Below are 15,222 nucleotides of genomic sequence, written 5' to 3' on the forward strand. Positions count from 1 at the left end.
TTGTTCTGTCGCAGTGAAGGTTAAGCGTTTCTCAGCGAAGGTTGAGTGATCGATCACGGCGGTCCCGTTCTTTGATGCGCAGGTAGGAACGTCTCTTGCGGCAGGCGGCTGAGCACGTCAGACGTAGTCGATTACCGCGGCCCGGTTCGAGGGGGCCGGCGCATTGGGCGCATGTTGTGGGCTGCTGCCTGGGGGTGCCGAATCGCCGGCGGCGGTAGGCGGTGTGGCAGCAGCGGTCCGAGCACCAGCGGCGTCGGCCAGGTCCGAGCGGAGCGTCGCAGACGCCGCAGGCTGGTTCCCGGGAGGTCCGGGCCTCGGCCTTTTCGCGCCGGCGCTGGCGGTATGCCTGTTGGCGACAGGCATCTGAGCACCAGCGGGGAATTGCCCCGCGGCCGGCGAAGGTCAGCTTCGTGCCGCAACTCCAGCAGGCCAGGCGGCGTTCCTCTCGCGGCTTCGGGTTTCGTCTTCTGTATGCCTTCTGCCGGCATGCCTGTGAGCAGGTCTGCCGTGCGGTGCCGCCTTGAGGCTGGAACGTGCGAGCCCCGCATTCAACACACCGAGCGCCCACGAGGATCTCCTTGAGGGAAGAGGCGTCCCGGCCGACCGCGGCGGCCAGACGCTCCCAGCTGGGCGAACCCCTTCCTGACCACGGCGGATCGACCAGGTAGTGGCGCAAGTAGGTGACCTTGAGGTGGTTGGCGGCGGCGAGGCGCTCGATGAAGGACCGGAAGCCTTCGCCGGCGATGGGCCGTATCTGTATGGGCAGACGGGCGGGTGGTGGGCTGGACGTGGTCATCTCAGGTGGGGTGGCCGATGTTGTCGTGGCTGGTGCTGGAGTGCGAGGCGGAGGAGGTGGCGTCTGAGCCGCGGATAGCGGTGGCGGAGGACGTTTCGGTGGACACCGAAGTGGAGTGCCTCACCGAGCGCCATGAGGAGATCGACCCGATCGAAGAGGCTTGGGAGTGCATGGTCGACCCGCTGCGGGAACGGTCCTGCGCGGTTCGGGTCGGTGTTGACACGTCCTGGTGCGTCGGGGAGAGCGCGTCGCAGGGCATCGACGGTGCTGTTGGTGAGCTGGGCGAGCAGGTGCAGCTCCGGAGGCCGGGCCCTGCCGCGGGGGCAGAGGACAGCGGTGAGCTCGTCCGGCGACAGGTGGTTGGCCTGTGCCAAGCGCTGTATGTAGGAGGCGATCCCTTCACCGAGGACGGGCCTGACCTGCATGGGCAGGGGAGCCAGCTTCGGGCCGGTGTTCGTGGTGGGCATCGTGCGGTGGCGGTCCTTTCCCGCTCGGCGGTTAGCGGGAGTCGGAACTGTGGTCGAGCGGGATCGCCTGCAGGCTCTGCTCGGTGATCTCTTCGCTGCCGGTGAGGATCGCGTCCAGGGCGGCGCCGCGGATCAGGTGCGAGAGCGAACCGATCATGCCACCGGTGCGGTCGTGGAGGTAGCGGTCCAGGCCGGTGAGGCTGCCGGGCTTGTGCGCGTGGAGCCGCAGAGAGTTCTCCAGGGTGGCGACCAGTCCCTGCCATTCGCTGTTGTAGGGCAGCGGGGCGGTGGGGATCAGGGTGAAGCGTCCGGCGATCTGCTGTCCGCGGGTGCCGTCGAACAGGTTGCGTTCGACGTTGATCCCGGCATAGACGAACGTCGCGGGGATGCGCTCGGAGAAGTACTTCAGCGTGTCGGCGACCTCGGCTCCGGATCTGGTCGCCAGTGAGATGTTGTGCAGTTCGTCGACGAGGACCAGGCCGACCCGGGCGTCGGTCAACACGCCGCAGACCGACTCCAGGATGTCGGTGATGTTCGAACGCGAGCGGGTGGGCAGGCCGAGGAAGCGGGCGAACTCCACCGTCACCATGCGCGGTGTGGCGGCCGGCGGGACAGTTATGTAGACGACCGGGATGCGGTCGCTCACGCCGGGATGACGGGCCCGGTCCAGGAGTTCGTGTGCGCGGCCGAGCTGGGTGATCGCGGTGGTCTTGCCGGTGCCGGCCGGGCCGGAGACGATCAGGCCGCGGCGGGCGCTGACCGCGTGCCGGTTCAGCAGCACCAGGCGGCGCCCGCAGGTGACCGTGTGCTGGACGGTCGAGGTCGCCACCACCAGCAGCCGGGTGTGGTGGTCGATCCGGTCCTCGTCGTAGCGGGTCCGTTCGGCCGGTGTGAGCTTCGCGTGGTCGGTGTCGCTCAGCAGCTCGGGTATGACGGGCTGGTCAGCGACGAAGGCCCGCCAGCCGGCGAGGGTCGTCAGGTGCTGGTCCGGCTCCTGCGGCTCGTCGGCCGACGGGTCGAGCAGGTTTTGCGGGTGTGTCATCGAGTCTTCCAGGGGTCGGCGAGCGGGTCGAACAGGCCCAGCGGGATCACCTTGGCGAGCGGTTCTTCCTCTTCCGCCCGCTGTGGCTCAGGTTCCGGTGCGGGATGTGGGGCCGGTGGCGGGGTCGGGACCGGCGGGGTCGCCTTGGTGCGGGCGGCCACCCGCTTGTCCCGGCGAGTGCGCTTCTTCGGCTTCGCCGCGGTGTCCTGGGGGCCGGCGTGGGCGCGGGTCAGCAGGGCGGCGGCCGCCTGAGCGATCTCCGCCTCGGTGCCCTCGGGCAGGCCCCGGGCGGCGTGGTCCCAGGCCAGTTCCCCGAACGGGACCGGCGTGTGACGCAGGTGCTTCCAGGTCGCTTCGATCCACTCGCCTTGGCCGTGGTGGTTGCGTACCCAGATCCGGGAGATGTCGTAGGGGTCGTAGTGGACCTCCCACAAGCCCTTCTTCTCCGTGACGCCGGAGTGCTGGCGGCGGATCAGGTCCGGGCCGTCGTAGGTGCGGCGCTTGATCCTGATGCCGTAGTCGTTCACCGCCCGCCAGGTCGACGGCAGCAGCTCGATGTAGTCCTCTGCGCTGAGCGCGACCGGGACGGAACCGCAGGCTTCCACCAGGGCGGCGTACTTCTCGTTCGGCGTGAACGACCGCCCCGGGTGCAACGGGTCGCGCAGACCGTCGTGTTCGCGGTTCTGCCACTTCGCGACCAGCCATTCGTCGAGAAGCTCCTGCAGCTCGGGCAGGGACCACAGGGGCTGCTTTTCCAGATGGCGGCCGCGGTGGTCGGTGCTGCGGCCGGTGTAACCGGCGACGAACTGGGCGAACAGCGTGCCGACGGAGTCCAGCATCTTCTCCACGTGCCCCTTCTGGAACGGGGCCGCCTTGTGGGTGGGCTGGAAGTCGATCTCCAGGAAGCGGCAGGAAGCCCGGAAGTTGCGGGAGATGAACGCCTTGCCGTGATCACAGACGATCATCTCCGGCACGATCACCGGCTTCGCCGCCGCGTGCTCCAGGCGCTCGTCGATGTCCAGCAGCCGGCGGTAGGGCAGCACCGACCTCGACATCCGCAAGGCGTCCACCCAGCCCCGGCGCATCAGCTCAGGGGTGACGGTGCGGGCCAGCAGCACGCTGGCGTCGACGGACTTGGTGGTGGGCCGCAGCACCGCCGCGGTCACCGTCCTGGTCGCGACGTCGACCATGCCGGTGAGCTCGACCTTGCCCACCACCCCGTCGTCCAGGCGGACGAGAACGTCCAGCGGGGTGGAGTCGATCTGCACCACCTCGCCCGGCGCGAACACCGTCCACTGCCCGAACGGCGCCGTCGCCCCGTGTGCTCTCGAGCGGCGGTTGCGGGCCGTTGCCGAGACGGGGTTGCCCTGCGACAGCTTGGCCAGGAGCCGATAGAGGGTCGCCTGCGACGGCAACTCGACCGGCTCGCCCGCTTCCTTCAGGATCTCGCCGGTCCGCCAGATGATGTAGGTGCCGGTGCGGGTGGAGTCGTCCTCGCCCTCCTTGATCGCCTGCCGCATGGCCTCGACCACCGCGTCATCGACCGTGCCGAACCGCGGCCTCTTGCGAACCGGCCGGCGGTCAGCCAGCCCCAGCAGGCCCTCGGCCTGGTAGCGGCGGCGGAAGTTGCCGACAGTGCTGACGCTGACCCGGTAGCCCGCCGCCGTCAACTCGGCCGCCTTGGCCCGCTCCCGCGCGGTCAGCGAGTGGCGAGCCGGGTCGTACTCGGGCCGGGGCCGGGCGTCCTCACCCGCGGTGGGGTCGATGCCGTGGAGGACTTCCAGGATGTGGCCCTCCCACCACAGAGCCTTCTCCCGCGCTCGCTGCGGAAGCGCTTCCAGCAGCGACACCGGCGGCAGCGGCATCCTCTCCGGGCTGCTGATCACCTTGAAGCTGTCATCGGCCAGCAGCATCGCAAGCGGGACCTCACGCGGCGAGCCACCCTCGTCGGACAGGATCACCGCCTGGGCGGACACCGCGAGCACTGCCCGACTCTGCCCGGTGAACCGCACCCGGTCGCCCACCCCGATCGAGGCCGGCCTCGACAGCCTGCGCATCTGGCTCTCCTCCCTGCGTGTGCCCGGCCGTGGCCGCAGCAGCGGGCCGTGCCCCCGGCCCCCATGCCCCAGCCCGCCGGCCATCCCGTTCGGCGCACGCACCACAGTGCCACTGCTGAGCAAGGCCCCGCCGAGGTCAGCACGAAGCACTCCGGTCCAAAGCAGGTGGAACAGCACGGGCAGGACCCGCAGGACGTCGCCGGCCTCCTCAGCTCCCACCCGCAGCCGGCGCGGCTGCCGGAAGATACCCATCAAGTCTTCGGCGACGTCCGCCTCACGGCCGCACCGCCGGTGCCGGTAGCGGGCCAGCCACCGCAGATTCGCCATGAGTACCGGATCCGGAACCCCGGCGTGCACGAACTCCCAGCCCACCGCCGAACAGGCCCGCTCGGTCGCGGCGAAGGCCTCTGCCGTCCGTTCGTCGACCTGGTCCTCGGCGCGGACGTCGACGACTTGGGCGCGACCGTCGGCCAACCGTACGAAGTAGTCAGGCGCGTGCCGACGCTTCGCACCGCCGTCGCGCCATTGCAACCAGAACGGCTGGGAGGCGATCCCCACCACGTCCGGGTCGAAGTCCAAAAGGATCAGCCGGTCCCGTTCCAGCCACGACTCGTAGCCCACATGATCGCCGGTGGTCACCGCGTAGTACCAGCCGGGGAAACTGCGGTCGCCCTTGTTCCACCGGAACCCGCGTACCGGCGGCACCGCCTCGAACCTGACGTTCCATCCGGCACCCAACGCGGTGCGGCGGCGCTGTCCGCCGTCCAAGAAGTCCAGGTCAAAGGCGCTGAGCACGGGGTCGCCGTACGCGCGTACCGGTTCCCCCACCGTCTCCCCAGACAGTCAGCCCTAAACGATCACTCAACCTTCGGTGAGAAAACCTATCGGTCACCAACCTTCGATGACAACGCTCAACCTTCGCTGCGAGAGATCACCCCCACTCCGGACGCACGCATGTCAGACCTCAAGCCGTACGGGTTTTGTACGGCAACCGTACGCGTCACGTACGGTTCTGGGGTAGAATGTGGGTCAGGAGGTGTTTCATGTCCGAGTTGTTCGACGCGGTCGACGCGCTGGTCGCGTCCCGTGCTCCGCTGCCGCCGGCGGCGGAGCGCAAGCGGCTGCGCCAGGCGCACGGCCTGACGCTGGACCAGGTGGCCGCCGCGCTGAAGGTGCGCCGGGCGACGGTGTCCGGCTGGGAGTCCGCCAGGAAACCGACCGAGCCTCGCGGCCCGGAACGTGAGGCGTACGCGCGGCTGTTGAACAAGCTCGCAGAGATCTACCCCGCCCCGGCCGCCGACACCGCTGCCCTTGATGAGGGCACGACGGTGCCGGTGCCCGAGACGTTCACCGGCCAGTCGGCCGCCGTCGCGCCCTCGCCGACGGCGTCGGAGACGTCTACCAGCCCGATCGCGCCCGAGGCGGCGACGGCCACGCCAGTGGAGGCTCCCTTCACCCCGGCCGTGCCGGAGCGCCCTGCCGCCCGCCGCCCGGTGACGTCGTCACGGCGCCCGGCAGCAAAGAAGGCCGTGAAGCCCGCCGCCGACCCGCGGTTCCCGCACGGTCCGCTCGCCGTGCTGGACGGCGACGGCTCCGCGTACGGCGTCGACGGCATCGTGCTCGACTGCCCGGCCACCACGGTGCCGGAGCTGGTGGAGTGGACGCTGCGCGAGTCGGGCCTCGGTGCGCCGAAGCTCAACCGCTACGGCAAGGAAAGCGACCCGCTGATCGTGCTCACCGCCGCGGCCGCCGTGAAGCTCGGGCTGCCGGAGCGCCTGGAGGGTCACGAGCAGCGCCGCTCCCTGCGCCTCCCGGAGGACCACCCGGTCGTCAAGCAGGTAGTGAAGGCGAAGTGGCAGCTCACGCAGCGCGGGTTCGGACCGTGGGCGCGGATCTACCGCAAGGCCCAGGGCCGCGACCGGCAGTGCGTGCAGCTCGCGATCCTGTCCTGGGACGCCCTCGATGAGCGGTCCTGGCCCGGCGTCGCGGAGATGGAACCGGCCGACATCGCCCGCGTCCTCGGTGTCTACGCCCAGCGGGTCATCACCCCACGAGGCTCCACCGCCGTCTCCGGCCTGGAGCTGATGACGGCGCTGCGCCCGCCCACCCGGCCGGTGCAGGATCCGGAGACCGGGAACTGGGTGTCCGGCCCCAACCCCGGCTCGCTGGGGACGGAGCCGATGGACCCGGCGCCGCCGGAGGCCACCCCCGAGCACCCCGTCGTCGTGAACTCGGGCTGGACCGGCGGCTTCCTCAATGAGGAGGCGTACCAGTGGGTGCGGCCGGTCGACTTGCTCAGCGATGAGGAGTGCCTACTGCCCTTCGCGGTCGGCCTGGACCTGAACACGGCGTTCCTCGCTGCCGCGGCTCGCCTGGTCGTCGGCCTCAGCGCCCCCGACCACTTCCACGCCCCGAAGTTCAACCCGAAGATCCCCGGGAGCTGGCTGGTCGACCTCTCCCACATCGAGCTGGACCCGCGCCTGCCCAGCCCGTTCACCCCGGACGGCAGCCGTCCGACGAGCCCGGCCTGGTACCAGACGCATACCGTCGCCTACGCCCAGGAACTCGGCTACGACGTCCAGCCGATCGAGGCGTACCTGCGCCGGGAGACCGGCGCGTACCTGGACCCGTGGCACGACCGGCTCAAGAACGCCTACGTCGACACCCTCGCCGACCTCGGCGTCACCCGGGACCTGTCCGATGCGGAGTTCCTCGCCGCGATGGAGCGCCACAAGCAGGTCGACCCGGCCCTGGCCGCCGTACTCTCCGCGATCAAGGCGACCGTGAAGGGCGGCGTGGGGAAGCTCCGCGAGCGCCCGCAGGGCCGCCACTACAAGGAAGGGGAGCGGTGGCCGGCCCTGGAGCGCCCGACCTGGCGCCCCGACATCCGGGCCGCCGTCATCAGCAAGGCCCGGGTCAACATGCACCGCAAGCTCAATAACATGGCGAAGATGACGGGCCTGTACCCGCTGGCCGTGCTCTCCGACTGCGTCGTCTACCCCTCGCCCGGCCCAAGCCCGCTCGACTTCCTGCCGTACGCTGCCTCTGGCAAGCCCCAGCCGGGAGGCTTCCGCCTCGGGCCGACGCCGGGCCTGGCGAAGGTGGAGGGAGTGCAGGAACTTTCGTGGGCAGTCGACTTGATGGAGCAGGGCTACAACCCCGCCCGGCACATCAAGGGCGACGGCCACGATGCCGTGTTCGATGAGGGCGAGTAGCCCGGTGGCCACCGACACCGGCACGCCGTCGCTGGAGGCCGGCGCGGAGCTGGAGCGGACGCTGGACCGCCTGGAAGCGCGCATGAGGTCCCTGCAGTTCTCCCTGCGCGCCCACCGCGGATCGCCTCGGTTCGAACTCGGGCGGCACGACCTCCACGAGACCCGCGAGACCTGGTTCCGCCTGGTCGAGCCGGACCCCACCCCCGAAGGGAGCTGAGCAGCACCGTGGAGATCCATGCCGCGCTGGAACGCGCCGACCGGGAGGCGTTCACCAAGGATCCGCCCAAGACACTCAAGGGCCAGATCGGCTACCTCATCCGGCAGTTGGGCAGCGCGAAGGCCGTCGCCCAGGAGATCGGCGTCACCGCCGACTCCGTCAACCGCTACCGACGCGGCGCCCGCAAGCACCCCCGCGCCGACGTCGCCGCGAAGATCGACGACGCAGTGCGGACCCGCTGGCAGCCGCAGATCCGCAAGCGCCGGCAGCGCCAGGCCGCCACCACGGGCGGGATCACGGTCGAGACCCGCGCCCAGTTCGGCTACACCGCGCCCATCGGCACGACCGACGACGGAAGGTTCCGGCGCCTGACCGTGCACCTCCCCCCGGTGTACGCGCAGCGCCTGTTCGACGCCCGCGACGCCGGGGCCAGCGACCAGCAGATGCGCGAAATCGTGGCCGAGGGATTGCAGGAAATCTATTTCAAGGACGGCGGAGTGCGTGCCCAGGGCCTCGAAGTGAGCCTCAACAACATCGACTATTTCGACGTTTCCTTCTAGGAACTCACGAAGAACACAGGAGGGGAAAATACCGTGCGGCGCCGCGCCCCTCACCCAACGCCGCCGACCGCATCCGCTCCTGGTGGCTCTGACCACTTGGCCCCGCGCGGTCTGCCCCGGACGGCCTTCCTCGTGGTGTCCGTGCATGCGGCAGGAAGTTTGCGTGAAGGGGTTGTGTGTTTCAGTCATCGTGGCGCATTGTGATCACCCCATCACTCCTGCCACCTCGCAGGAGGATGCGCTCTGTCGCACCGGCTGCCGCTCGGATCCCCGCCGTCGGCCGGCGCGACACGAACGGCGAGTTGAGGAGGCACGGCCGATGACGACCGAAGACATACGACTACTCATTCTCCCCGGCGCGTTCCTGCTGATCCTCGGCATGCTGCTCGGCTCCACGCTCGCGTTCCGCTTCACACGCCGGGAGATGTGGGAACTGAGAGAGCAGCTCACAGCGCAGCGCCGCCGCCACTGAATGCCGGTACGCCATACGGCACTGGCCTCGCCGCGATGCCCGGGTCGGCGGCAGCTCTCTACCCTCCAGCCGGGTGAGTCGCTGCACCCTTGGCTCAGGGCCGTGGGCTGCTGGGGCACGTCGGTCATCTGCGCGCCTCTTTCGTATGGGACGTAGCCGTGCGGAACCTCAGGGCGATGGTTGCCGCTGCGCCAGTGCCCGGGTATCAACCGGGTTCGGCGGTCATGGAGTTGAAGGTCTCCCGCATGAGCAGGTCGGTGGCGCTGGGCTGTTCGACCAGGCTGTCGAAGAGGTCGGCAAGCAGCCAGAGCACGAAGTTGTGTGCCAGGGCTTCCTTCGGTGGGATCGTTCCGAACTGGTCGCGCCAGGCCACGGTGTTCATGCCCATGGCCGCGGCCATGAGGACGCCGGTGACCATGGGCACCTGGGCGGGGTCGGCCAGTTCGAAGCTGGGCAGCTTGCGGATCACGGCCGGGATCAGATCACTGAGCGGATCGAGGCGGTCCGCCCCTCCGCCATCCTGCTGGCCGATGATGTGCGCGGTCAGTACGCCCACCAGGAAGACCGTGCCCCGGGACACTTCGTCCCGGCCGTAGGTGACCATCGCGGCCTGGACACGCTGCTGTGCCTGCCGACGTTCCTCCTCTGACGTGCGCTTTTCTAAGATCCGGTACGAGTCCCATGCCGCGCGGACTGCCTCGTCCACGACTACGCCGTTACTGGTCATGCGCTGACCGTAGTGAGTCGGCGGAGTGCGGCGGCGGTCCTCGCACGGACCGCCCGCTCGAATCCGGCGCGGCCCGCTGTGTTTCGGCCAGACCGCTGGTCGGGGGGCTCTCGGGTCTCGCGCGTCAATTTCGGGTAGTACCGTGCTGGTCACTGTATGTGCTGCCAGGGTGGGGGGAGTGGCGTGCGGTTTCCACCGTTCGATGACTGCGGGACGCTGAAGACGATCGAGTTGGAGGCGCTGCGGTCGTTGCACGGAGCGTTTCTTACGGCGCGGTACGAGTGGCAGTCGGCGGTCGCGATCTGGGACCGCCTCGCCACCGCTCGCGACGTGGCCGATCTGCGTGCAACGGAGCGGTCGCCGTTCCGGTACTACGAGGAAGCCGTCCACGAGATCGCAAGCGGCGCCTCCGACTACGAGCGGCACACGGCGCTGGCCGCCTGGCGGTACGCGGCCTCGGCTGCCGTCCTGGGCGTCACCGTGCTGGAGCGCGTGGCCCAAGCGAAACCGCCGCTGACGGCCTCCACTGTGGAAGAGCTGTGCCAGGAGCCGACCCTTGGCCGGTTGCGTGAGGCGTTGTCGGTGCCGGCAGCCGACTTCCTGCCCGACCGCGAGCGCAGTTTCCGTGACGAGCGGAAGGAAATGACGGAGCGGTGGGCCCATCTGCGCGACGGCGTGGACACCGCGATCGAGCTCGTTGTCGAGATCGCCGAAGATGAGGGAGCGGCCCACCCCAAGACGAAGGAAGAGGCGGCGGGCTGCTTGATGACCGAGCACAGCCCGCCCCACACGGATCCGGTGTACCTGGGAATCCTGGAACCGCTGTTCGTGGTGGCGGAGGAGGTTCCGTACGGGATCAGCCGGGTCATCAAGGGCTGTTGACGCCGATGGCTGATCATCCTCTCGCGCTGGCCGCGAGCCGACCGCCGGTGCCGGCGAACGCATGGTCCGCCGCGGTGACGTCGCGGCCGGTGAGATGGGCGGCCGCGTCCAGCGAGGCGGACAAGGGCCGACGGGTGGCAGTGCTGAACTGGTAGGGCGTGTCCGTGGTGATGTACTTGTCAGCCGAGGCGGCAGCGCGCCCGGGGTTCTTTCGGTAGGGGCTGGTTGCTGGCGTCTCCCGACGCCACTGCTCTACCGCATGACCCCACCGTGCTTCAGCATCGGGCGCGTTCATGCGGAGGGCCTCTGCGATCGTCTCCCAGCTGGCCCCACGGACCCGCTCGGCGATCACGGCTTGCCTCAACACCGAATCGAGCGGGTGGAGGGTTTTCGCCCGACGTGCATAGTCGCCGGCCTGCGCCAGGTCCTCGCCTACCGTCTGCGCGTACTGGCCGAGGGCGGTCGCGGCGGATTCGATCGCAGACACCAGCTCGATCCTGGCGATGTCGGATTCGGTGAAGCTGTCGGCCGGCAACTCACGCGGGTCCACTTGGACGGTAACCATCTCGCTACTCATGGTGAGGATCGTATGGGCGTGCTTGAGCACTCGCAGCCGCCTGTCACCCGTGAGGCTCACAGGCCATATCGCCTTGGACCTCTAGTCCGCCGACCCGTCTGCCTGGAGGGCTACCGCGTCGGCGGACTGCCTCTCGCGACGCTTGGCGCGGGTGCCGTTTCCGGTCCTGTCCTGAGCCTCCCAGTCGGGTTCCGGCCCTGGATCCTTCGCCGGCACCTTCGTCACCTGCAGACCAGCCGCCTTTCCGCGGGTGTGCTGACTGGTGTCGCAGGTCAACAGCCGCACAGGGCGCCCTGCGAGGGACTGGATCGCCACCGCCCGGTCAATGATCTCGTCATCGGCGAGGGGCAGCCGCACGTGCCCGGGCGGGTCCAGGACGATCTCCAGGCTGATCTGGCCGCGGACTTCGTCCTGGGTGAGGCGAGGCCGGCGCAGAATCCCGGACAGGGACCCGTTCAGCGTGCCGTCCAGAAGTCCCAGTGTGTGGCCCGCTCGCCATCGCGGCCGGTGCTTGCCCGCCTCCTTCAGGCCGTCCAGCTCGTCGACCACGGCGATCGGGAACAGCAACCGGATGTGCTCGCCGGACGGCAGACCCAGCACCTGGTGCAGGTCGACGTCTTCCAGCTTGTCGGGGTTCTGGATGTAGAAGCTGGAGTCGGCGACCACGAACCACTCCGGTCCGTCCCAGCGGGTCATCAGCGACCGCAGCAGGTCTATCGCCGCTTCGAGGGTCTCGACGCGCTCCGCCAGTTCCTGGTCCACCAGCAGGTTCACAAGACGCTGCTGCTCCGTGCCCGCGAGGTGCCCGACGCCGTCCAGGAGCGTGTCGTGACGCTTCGTCAGGACCAGGGCGGTGAGGTCTTCGGCGCTGACCTGGTTCCGCAGCTGCTGGGCTGAGCGCAGGGCCCACTCCAGATAGCTGAGCAGCCGGTGGTAGGCGCTGGAATGACCGGCGCCGCGTTCGTTGGATGCTGCTGTGTGTACGGTCCGCAGCGCATCGAGGAGGTTCTGCCGGTCCGTTCCCGGGCGGGGCGTGATGAGCATGCGTGGATCCTGCCAGGGGCGGGCCACACAGGACCGCTGGTTTGCAGCAGCGGGTGGCTGGCGCCCGCTCCGCCCGCCCCTCGTTGCGGTGTCACGGGCCTGTCACGCTGTGAGGCGGAGCTCGCGCGCTGTCCTTCCGTACGCCTGGTCCGGCCCACCGGCGCGGAGGAGGATGGAGGCATGGGCGATCACGACCAGGACGACGTCGCCGAACCGGCGCAGCCGCCGCTGACGACCACGCAGGCCCGGGAGGTGACGACCAGGCTGCGCGAGGCGATGGACGACGTCCGGCGCTCCATGGCGGTGCTCGCCGCCCGGGTCCGCGACGCGCACGCCGCCCGTGTCTGGCTTCCGCTCGGCTACGGCACGTGGGAGGCGTACTGCGACGCGGAGTTCGGCATCAGCCGCGCGCAGGCGTACCGGCTTCTGGACGTCGCCCGCACCCTGGCCGCGATCCACCGCGCCGTCGACGCCGGCACCGAGACGTCTCGCACGCGAGACACCGGCCCAGCCTCCGCAGCCGTGCTCGACTACGGCCTGTCCCAGCGCGCCCTGATCGCCGTCTCCAGCCGTACGGACGACGTCACGGAGCTGATCACCCGCCGCCTCGCCACGCTCGCCCACAGCGGCCTGCAAGCCCTCGACGCGGCTACGGTGCGCGCGGTGGTCCGCCAGGCCGTACGCGACGTCCGCACCGCCCCACCTCCACCAACCGCCGGTCCGACGGAGGATCCCGCGCTCGCCGAACTCCGCCGCGTCGTCGACGAACTCGCCGCCAGCACCTACGCGATCGGGGAGCTGATGCTCGAAGTCGCGCCGGCCTACCTGTCCGACGGCGACGCGGCCGACGTCCTGGCGCTGCTGTGCGCGGAGATCGGCTTGCCCCTCGAGCATGGCTTCGCCGCCCGCCGCTACGCGATGTCCGGCGACCGCCGCGCCCTGCACGGCACCGTGCTGTAACCGCTGCTGCCCCACCGCTGCTGTGAGGCACATACCCCGTTTCCCCTGGTGGACAGGGTGCGCTGTGAGGCTGTCAGGTGTGAGGCGAGGGCCTGCGCCGGGGACCTGGTGCTCCTGGTGGTGGTCGTCGGATGGCAGCAGCGTGGCGTCGTGGATGCAGCGCAGCATTTGCATGGGCCCGCGTAGCACAAGGCTGCTGCACGGGTCGGAGGCCGGCCCCGGGCGGTACAGCGGGCGACCGCCGGTTTGTTCTGCTGCTCCAAACGATCCGGTGTAGCTGGTGCTACCGGCGTGCTGCTCCGTCCCGGCCGGGAACGACGACGGCGCCCTCCCGGACGGGGGGCGCCGTGGTGGTGCAGCGGTTCAGCCGGCTAGCCGGAGGGTGGGCCGGGCCTCAGGGGCCGGGGCGTCCTCGCCGCCGTCAGGGTCGGGGTCGAAGTCTGTGCCGGTGCGGGCGTCTCGGGCCCGCGGGGGCCGGATGTCGCCGGTGGGGAAGTTCAGCGGCCACACGAACGTGTCGGGGTCCTTGAGGTGGTTGACCATGTGGGACAGCGACTCGTAGCCGGCCAGGAGCGGGTGGATGAGCACCGTGCCCTTGCGCTGCCGCTCGCTCAGGATGCCCTTATCCCGCAGCTGGCCGATCGCGCGGGAGACGACGGACTGGGTCAGCCCGAGGCGTTCGGCGATGTCCTGCTGCCGGATTTTGACCAGGCCCCCGGGCTCCTGGCGGGCCGTGAGGACATCGAACACGTCGCGCGCCGTCGGCGACAGGCACGCGTTCGGCAGGACCTCGAAGATCTCCGGGTTGTGGAAACCAGGGACGGAGACGGCGTCGTCGCTCATCGCGTGGCCTCGTTCCTCACAGTCGGGATGGTGATCGGGTGCGCGAGCAGCGTCTTCTCGAGTGACTTCACCAGCCGTCGCTGCTTCGTGCTGTTCCACCGGTAAGCGTAGAGCGGGTTAAGGCGGTACAGCCCGCGCTGCTCCTTCCACGCGAAGTTGTGGCGGCTCAGCTGCCCGATCGCCCGGGAGACCTTCGACTGTGAGCAGCCGAACTTCGTCGCCAGCGAGCTCTGGGTCATCTTCACCAGGGCCTGGGCGTCGTGGTTGGTCGTCATGTGGTCCAGCACGTCGCGCGACATCGCCGACAGTTTGAACTTCCAGAGGTTCTCCTGGATCACCCAGGACAAGCTCAGGTGCTGCGGACCGTAGAAGACGTACGGCTTGACCTCGGGGTTCGTCGAGAAGGTGCCGCCCTTCTTGGCGAGCTTCTCGAACCGCCGCATCAGGTCCTGGGCGGACTCCATGCCGTTGACGACATCGGCCGGAGGTGGAGCAGCGACCAGCCGCGACGCCTTCGCCGGCGCCTCCGCGCTCCGCCTCAAGGGCTGGGCCACGGGCCTCTCCTTCATGATCGTTGAGGCGCATAACATAGCAGATCTGCGATGTTATGCAGGGGATCCATGCACGGGGCGGGCGTGTCTCTGGACAGGAACGATCTATTCACCTACGTGCATGGATCTCACCGTCCGCGACCACGATCTATGCACTCTGAGTGCATGCATCGCCCGCGTTTTCGCAGGTCACAGCGTCGCCGCTATCTGATCTTTAGAGGCGCGCCCCCTGAGGCCCGCCCCGCACCCTCCAAACCGCTCCAGCAGCGGCGAAGCAGGCGGCCGGACCGGTGAGGTCGCCGATCCATCCCCCAGCGGCCCGGCAGCTGCTGCGCGTCGGCCCCGTCCGGGGGCTGAGGCGGCTTCGCGTGCGGCTCCGTGGAGCGAGTGCGGACCGTAGGCGGCACCAGCGGCTCTGAGTCTCGGGTGGTACCGGCCGTGACGATCAAAAGCAAAGGAGCGTGGCCGGTGCCGGCGGGTGGTTCCGCCGCCCGGCCTAGCGGCCGTTCGGCTCCTGTACCTCCGCACGCCGAATTCCAGCATTCCCATATCGAAGCTTCCGTTCTACGGCTGAGCGATTTACGGCCGCGCAATTCTGAATTTAACCGGTAGTTATTGGCGCGGGCGGAGGGGGGCGGCAAGGACCCAAATGCTACACAGGCAGGCACAGTGATGCATCACCCTTGTTATAGGTTCGCGCGCTCGGGTGATGCATCGACGGATTCCGTCCCACGGTAGCGGGTTAGGTGTGTATGCTGGCAGGGTATTCATGACGTGAGCGGTCGGTTTCGGGAGTTGAGGAGGGGTCAGGG

At 69.3% G+C, this 15,222-nt stretch carries 14 protein-coding genes and 1 pseudogene; 6 read left to right on the forward strand and 9 right to left on the reverse strand.

What is annotated here, in order from left to right; translation table 11 throughout:
- Positions 1-792 precede the first annotated feature (792 nt).
- The 4 genes and pseudogenes from M878_RS91320 to M878_RS98685 all read right to left on the reverse strand — a co-directional run.
- Positions 793-1,263 (reverse strand): TniQ family protein, encoded by a 471-nt coding sequence (locus M878_RS91320; protein WP_023544056.1) that lies wholly within the window; start codon positions 1,261-1,263, stop codon positions 793-795.
- Between the two features lie 31 nt (positions 1,264-1,294).
- Complete coding sequence (locus tag M878_RS91325; protein ID WP_023544055.1) at positions 1,295-2,305, reverse strand: TniB family NTP-binding protein; 1,011 nt, start codon at positions 2,303-2,305, stop codon at positions 1,295-1,297.
- Entirely contained in the window at positions 2,302-4,362 is a 2,061-nt protein-coding gene (locus M878_RS50610) for a Mu transposase C-terminal domain-containing protein (protein WP_031223477.1), read from the reverse strand. Before M878_RS50610 ends, M878_RS91325 begins: the two co-directional genes overlap by 4 nt.
- Positions 4,363-4,470: 108 nt before the next feature.
- Positions 4,471-5,190: pseudogene (locus M878_RS98685) on the reverse strand (TnsA-like heteromeric transposase endonuclease subunit); the annotation flags it as partial.
- Positions 5,191-5,405: 215 nt separating this feature from the next.
- On the opposite strand from M878_RS98685, the gene tap reads away from it, so the two are divergent.
- From tap to M878_RS98135, 4 genes are all read left to right on the forward strand, one after another.
- Entirely contained in the window at positions 5,406-7,577 is a 2,172-nt protein-coding gene (tap, locus tag M878_RS91330) for a telomere-associated protein Tap (protein ID WP_023544053.1), read from the forward strand.
- The gene (locus M878_RS91335; protein ID WP_158692593.1) at positions 7,564-7,794 is read left to right on the forward strand and encodes a hypothetical protein; all 231 of its coding nucleotides are present in this window, start codon (positions 7,564-7,566) and stop codon (positions 7,792-7,794) included. The genes tap and M878_RS91335 overlap by 14 nt, the downstream gene beginning before the upstream one ends.
- 8 nt (positions 7,795-7,802) lie before the next feature.
- Positions 7,803-8,354, forward strand: coding sequence for a telomere-protecting terminal protein Tpg (tpg, locus tag M878_RS91340; RefSeq protein ID WP_023544051.1), 552 nt, complete (start codon positions 7,803-7,805; stop codon positions 8,352-8,354).
- Positions 8,355-8,673: 319 nt separating this feature from the next.
- Complete coding sequence (locus tag M878_RS98135; protein ID WP_023544050.1) at positions 8,674-8,826, forward strand: hypothetical protein; 153 nt, start codon at positions 8,674-8,676, stop codon at positions 8,824-8,826.
- 205 nt (positions 8,827-9,031) lie between these two features.
- On the opposite strand, the gene M878_RS91345 is transcribed toward M878_RS98135, so the two are convergent.
- On the reverse strand, positions 9,032-9,553 hold the full coding sequence (locus M878_RS91345; RefSeq protein ID WP_158692592.1) for a hypothetical protein: 522 nt from the start codon (positions 9,551-9,553) through the stop codon (positions 9,032-9,034).
- Between the two features lie 183 nt (positions 9,554-9,736).
- Between M878_RS91345 and M878_RS91350 the strand changes: the two genes are divergently transcribed.
- Positions 9,737-10,435, forward strand: a complete 699-nt coding sequence (locus M878_RS91350) for a hypothetical protein (RefSeq protein WP_023544048.1) — start codon at positions 9,737-9,739, stop codon at positions 10,433-10,435.
- Between the two features lie 13 nt (positions 10,436-10,448).
- Here the strand turns inward: M878_RS91350 and M878_RS91355 are convergent, their stop codons facing one another.
- A complete protein-coding gene (locus M878_RS91355) occupies positions 10,449-11,012 on the reverse strand; it encodes a hypothetical protein (RefSeq protein WP_158692591.1) in 564 nt (187 codons plus the stop codon).
- An 81-nt stretch (positions 11,013-11,093) separates the two neighbouring features.
- Positions 11,094-12,056: a PIN domain-containing protein gene (locus tag M878_RS91360; RefSeq protein WP_023544046.1), complete on the reverse strand. Its 963-nt coding sequence runs from the start codon at positions 12,054-12,056 to the stop codon at positions 11,094-11,096.
- 180 nt (positions 12,057-12,236) lie between these two features.
- Here M878_RS91360 and M878_RS95835 point away from each other — a divergent pair, with 180 nt between their 5' ends.
- Positions 12,237-13,016: a hypothetical protein gene (locus M878_RS95835; protein ID WP_023544045.1), complete on the forward strand. Its 780-nt coding sequence runs from the start codon at positions 12,237-12,239 to the stop codon at positions 13,014-13,016.
- A gap of 363 nt (positions 13,017-13,379) precedes the next feature.
- Here the strand turns inward: M878_RS95835 and M878_RS91365 are convergent, their stop codons facing one another.
- On the reverse strand, positions 13,380-13,859 hold the full coding sequence (locus tag M878_RS91365; protein WP_023544044.1) for a helix-turn-helix domain-containing protein: 480 nt from the start codon (positions 13,857-13,859) through the stop codon (positions 13,380-13,382).
- Positions 13,856-14,413 (reverse strand): hypothetical protein, encoded by a 558-nt coding sequence (locus tag M878_RS91370; RefSeq protein WP_023544043.1) that lies wholly within the window; start codon positions 14,411-14,413, stop codon positions 13,856-13,858. Before M878_RS91370 ends, M878_RS91365 begins: the two co-directional genes overlap by 4 nt.
- Positions 14,414-15,222: the final 809 nt, after the last annotated feature.

This window comes from Streptomyces roseochromogenus subsp. oscitans DS 12.976, assembly GCF_000497445.1.
GTDB lineage: Bacteria > Actinomycetota > Actinomycetes > Streptomycetales > Streptomycetaceae > Streptomyces > Streptomyces oscitans.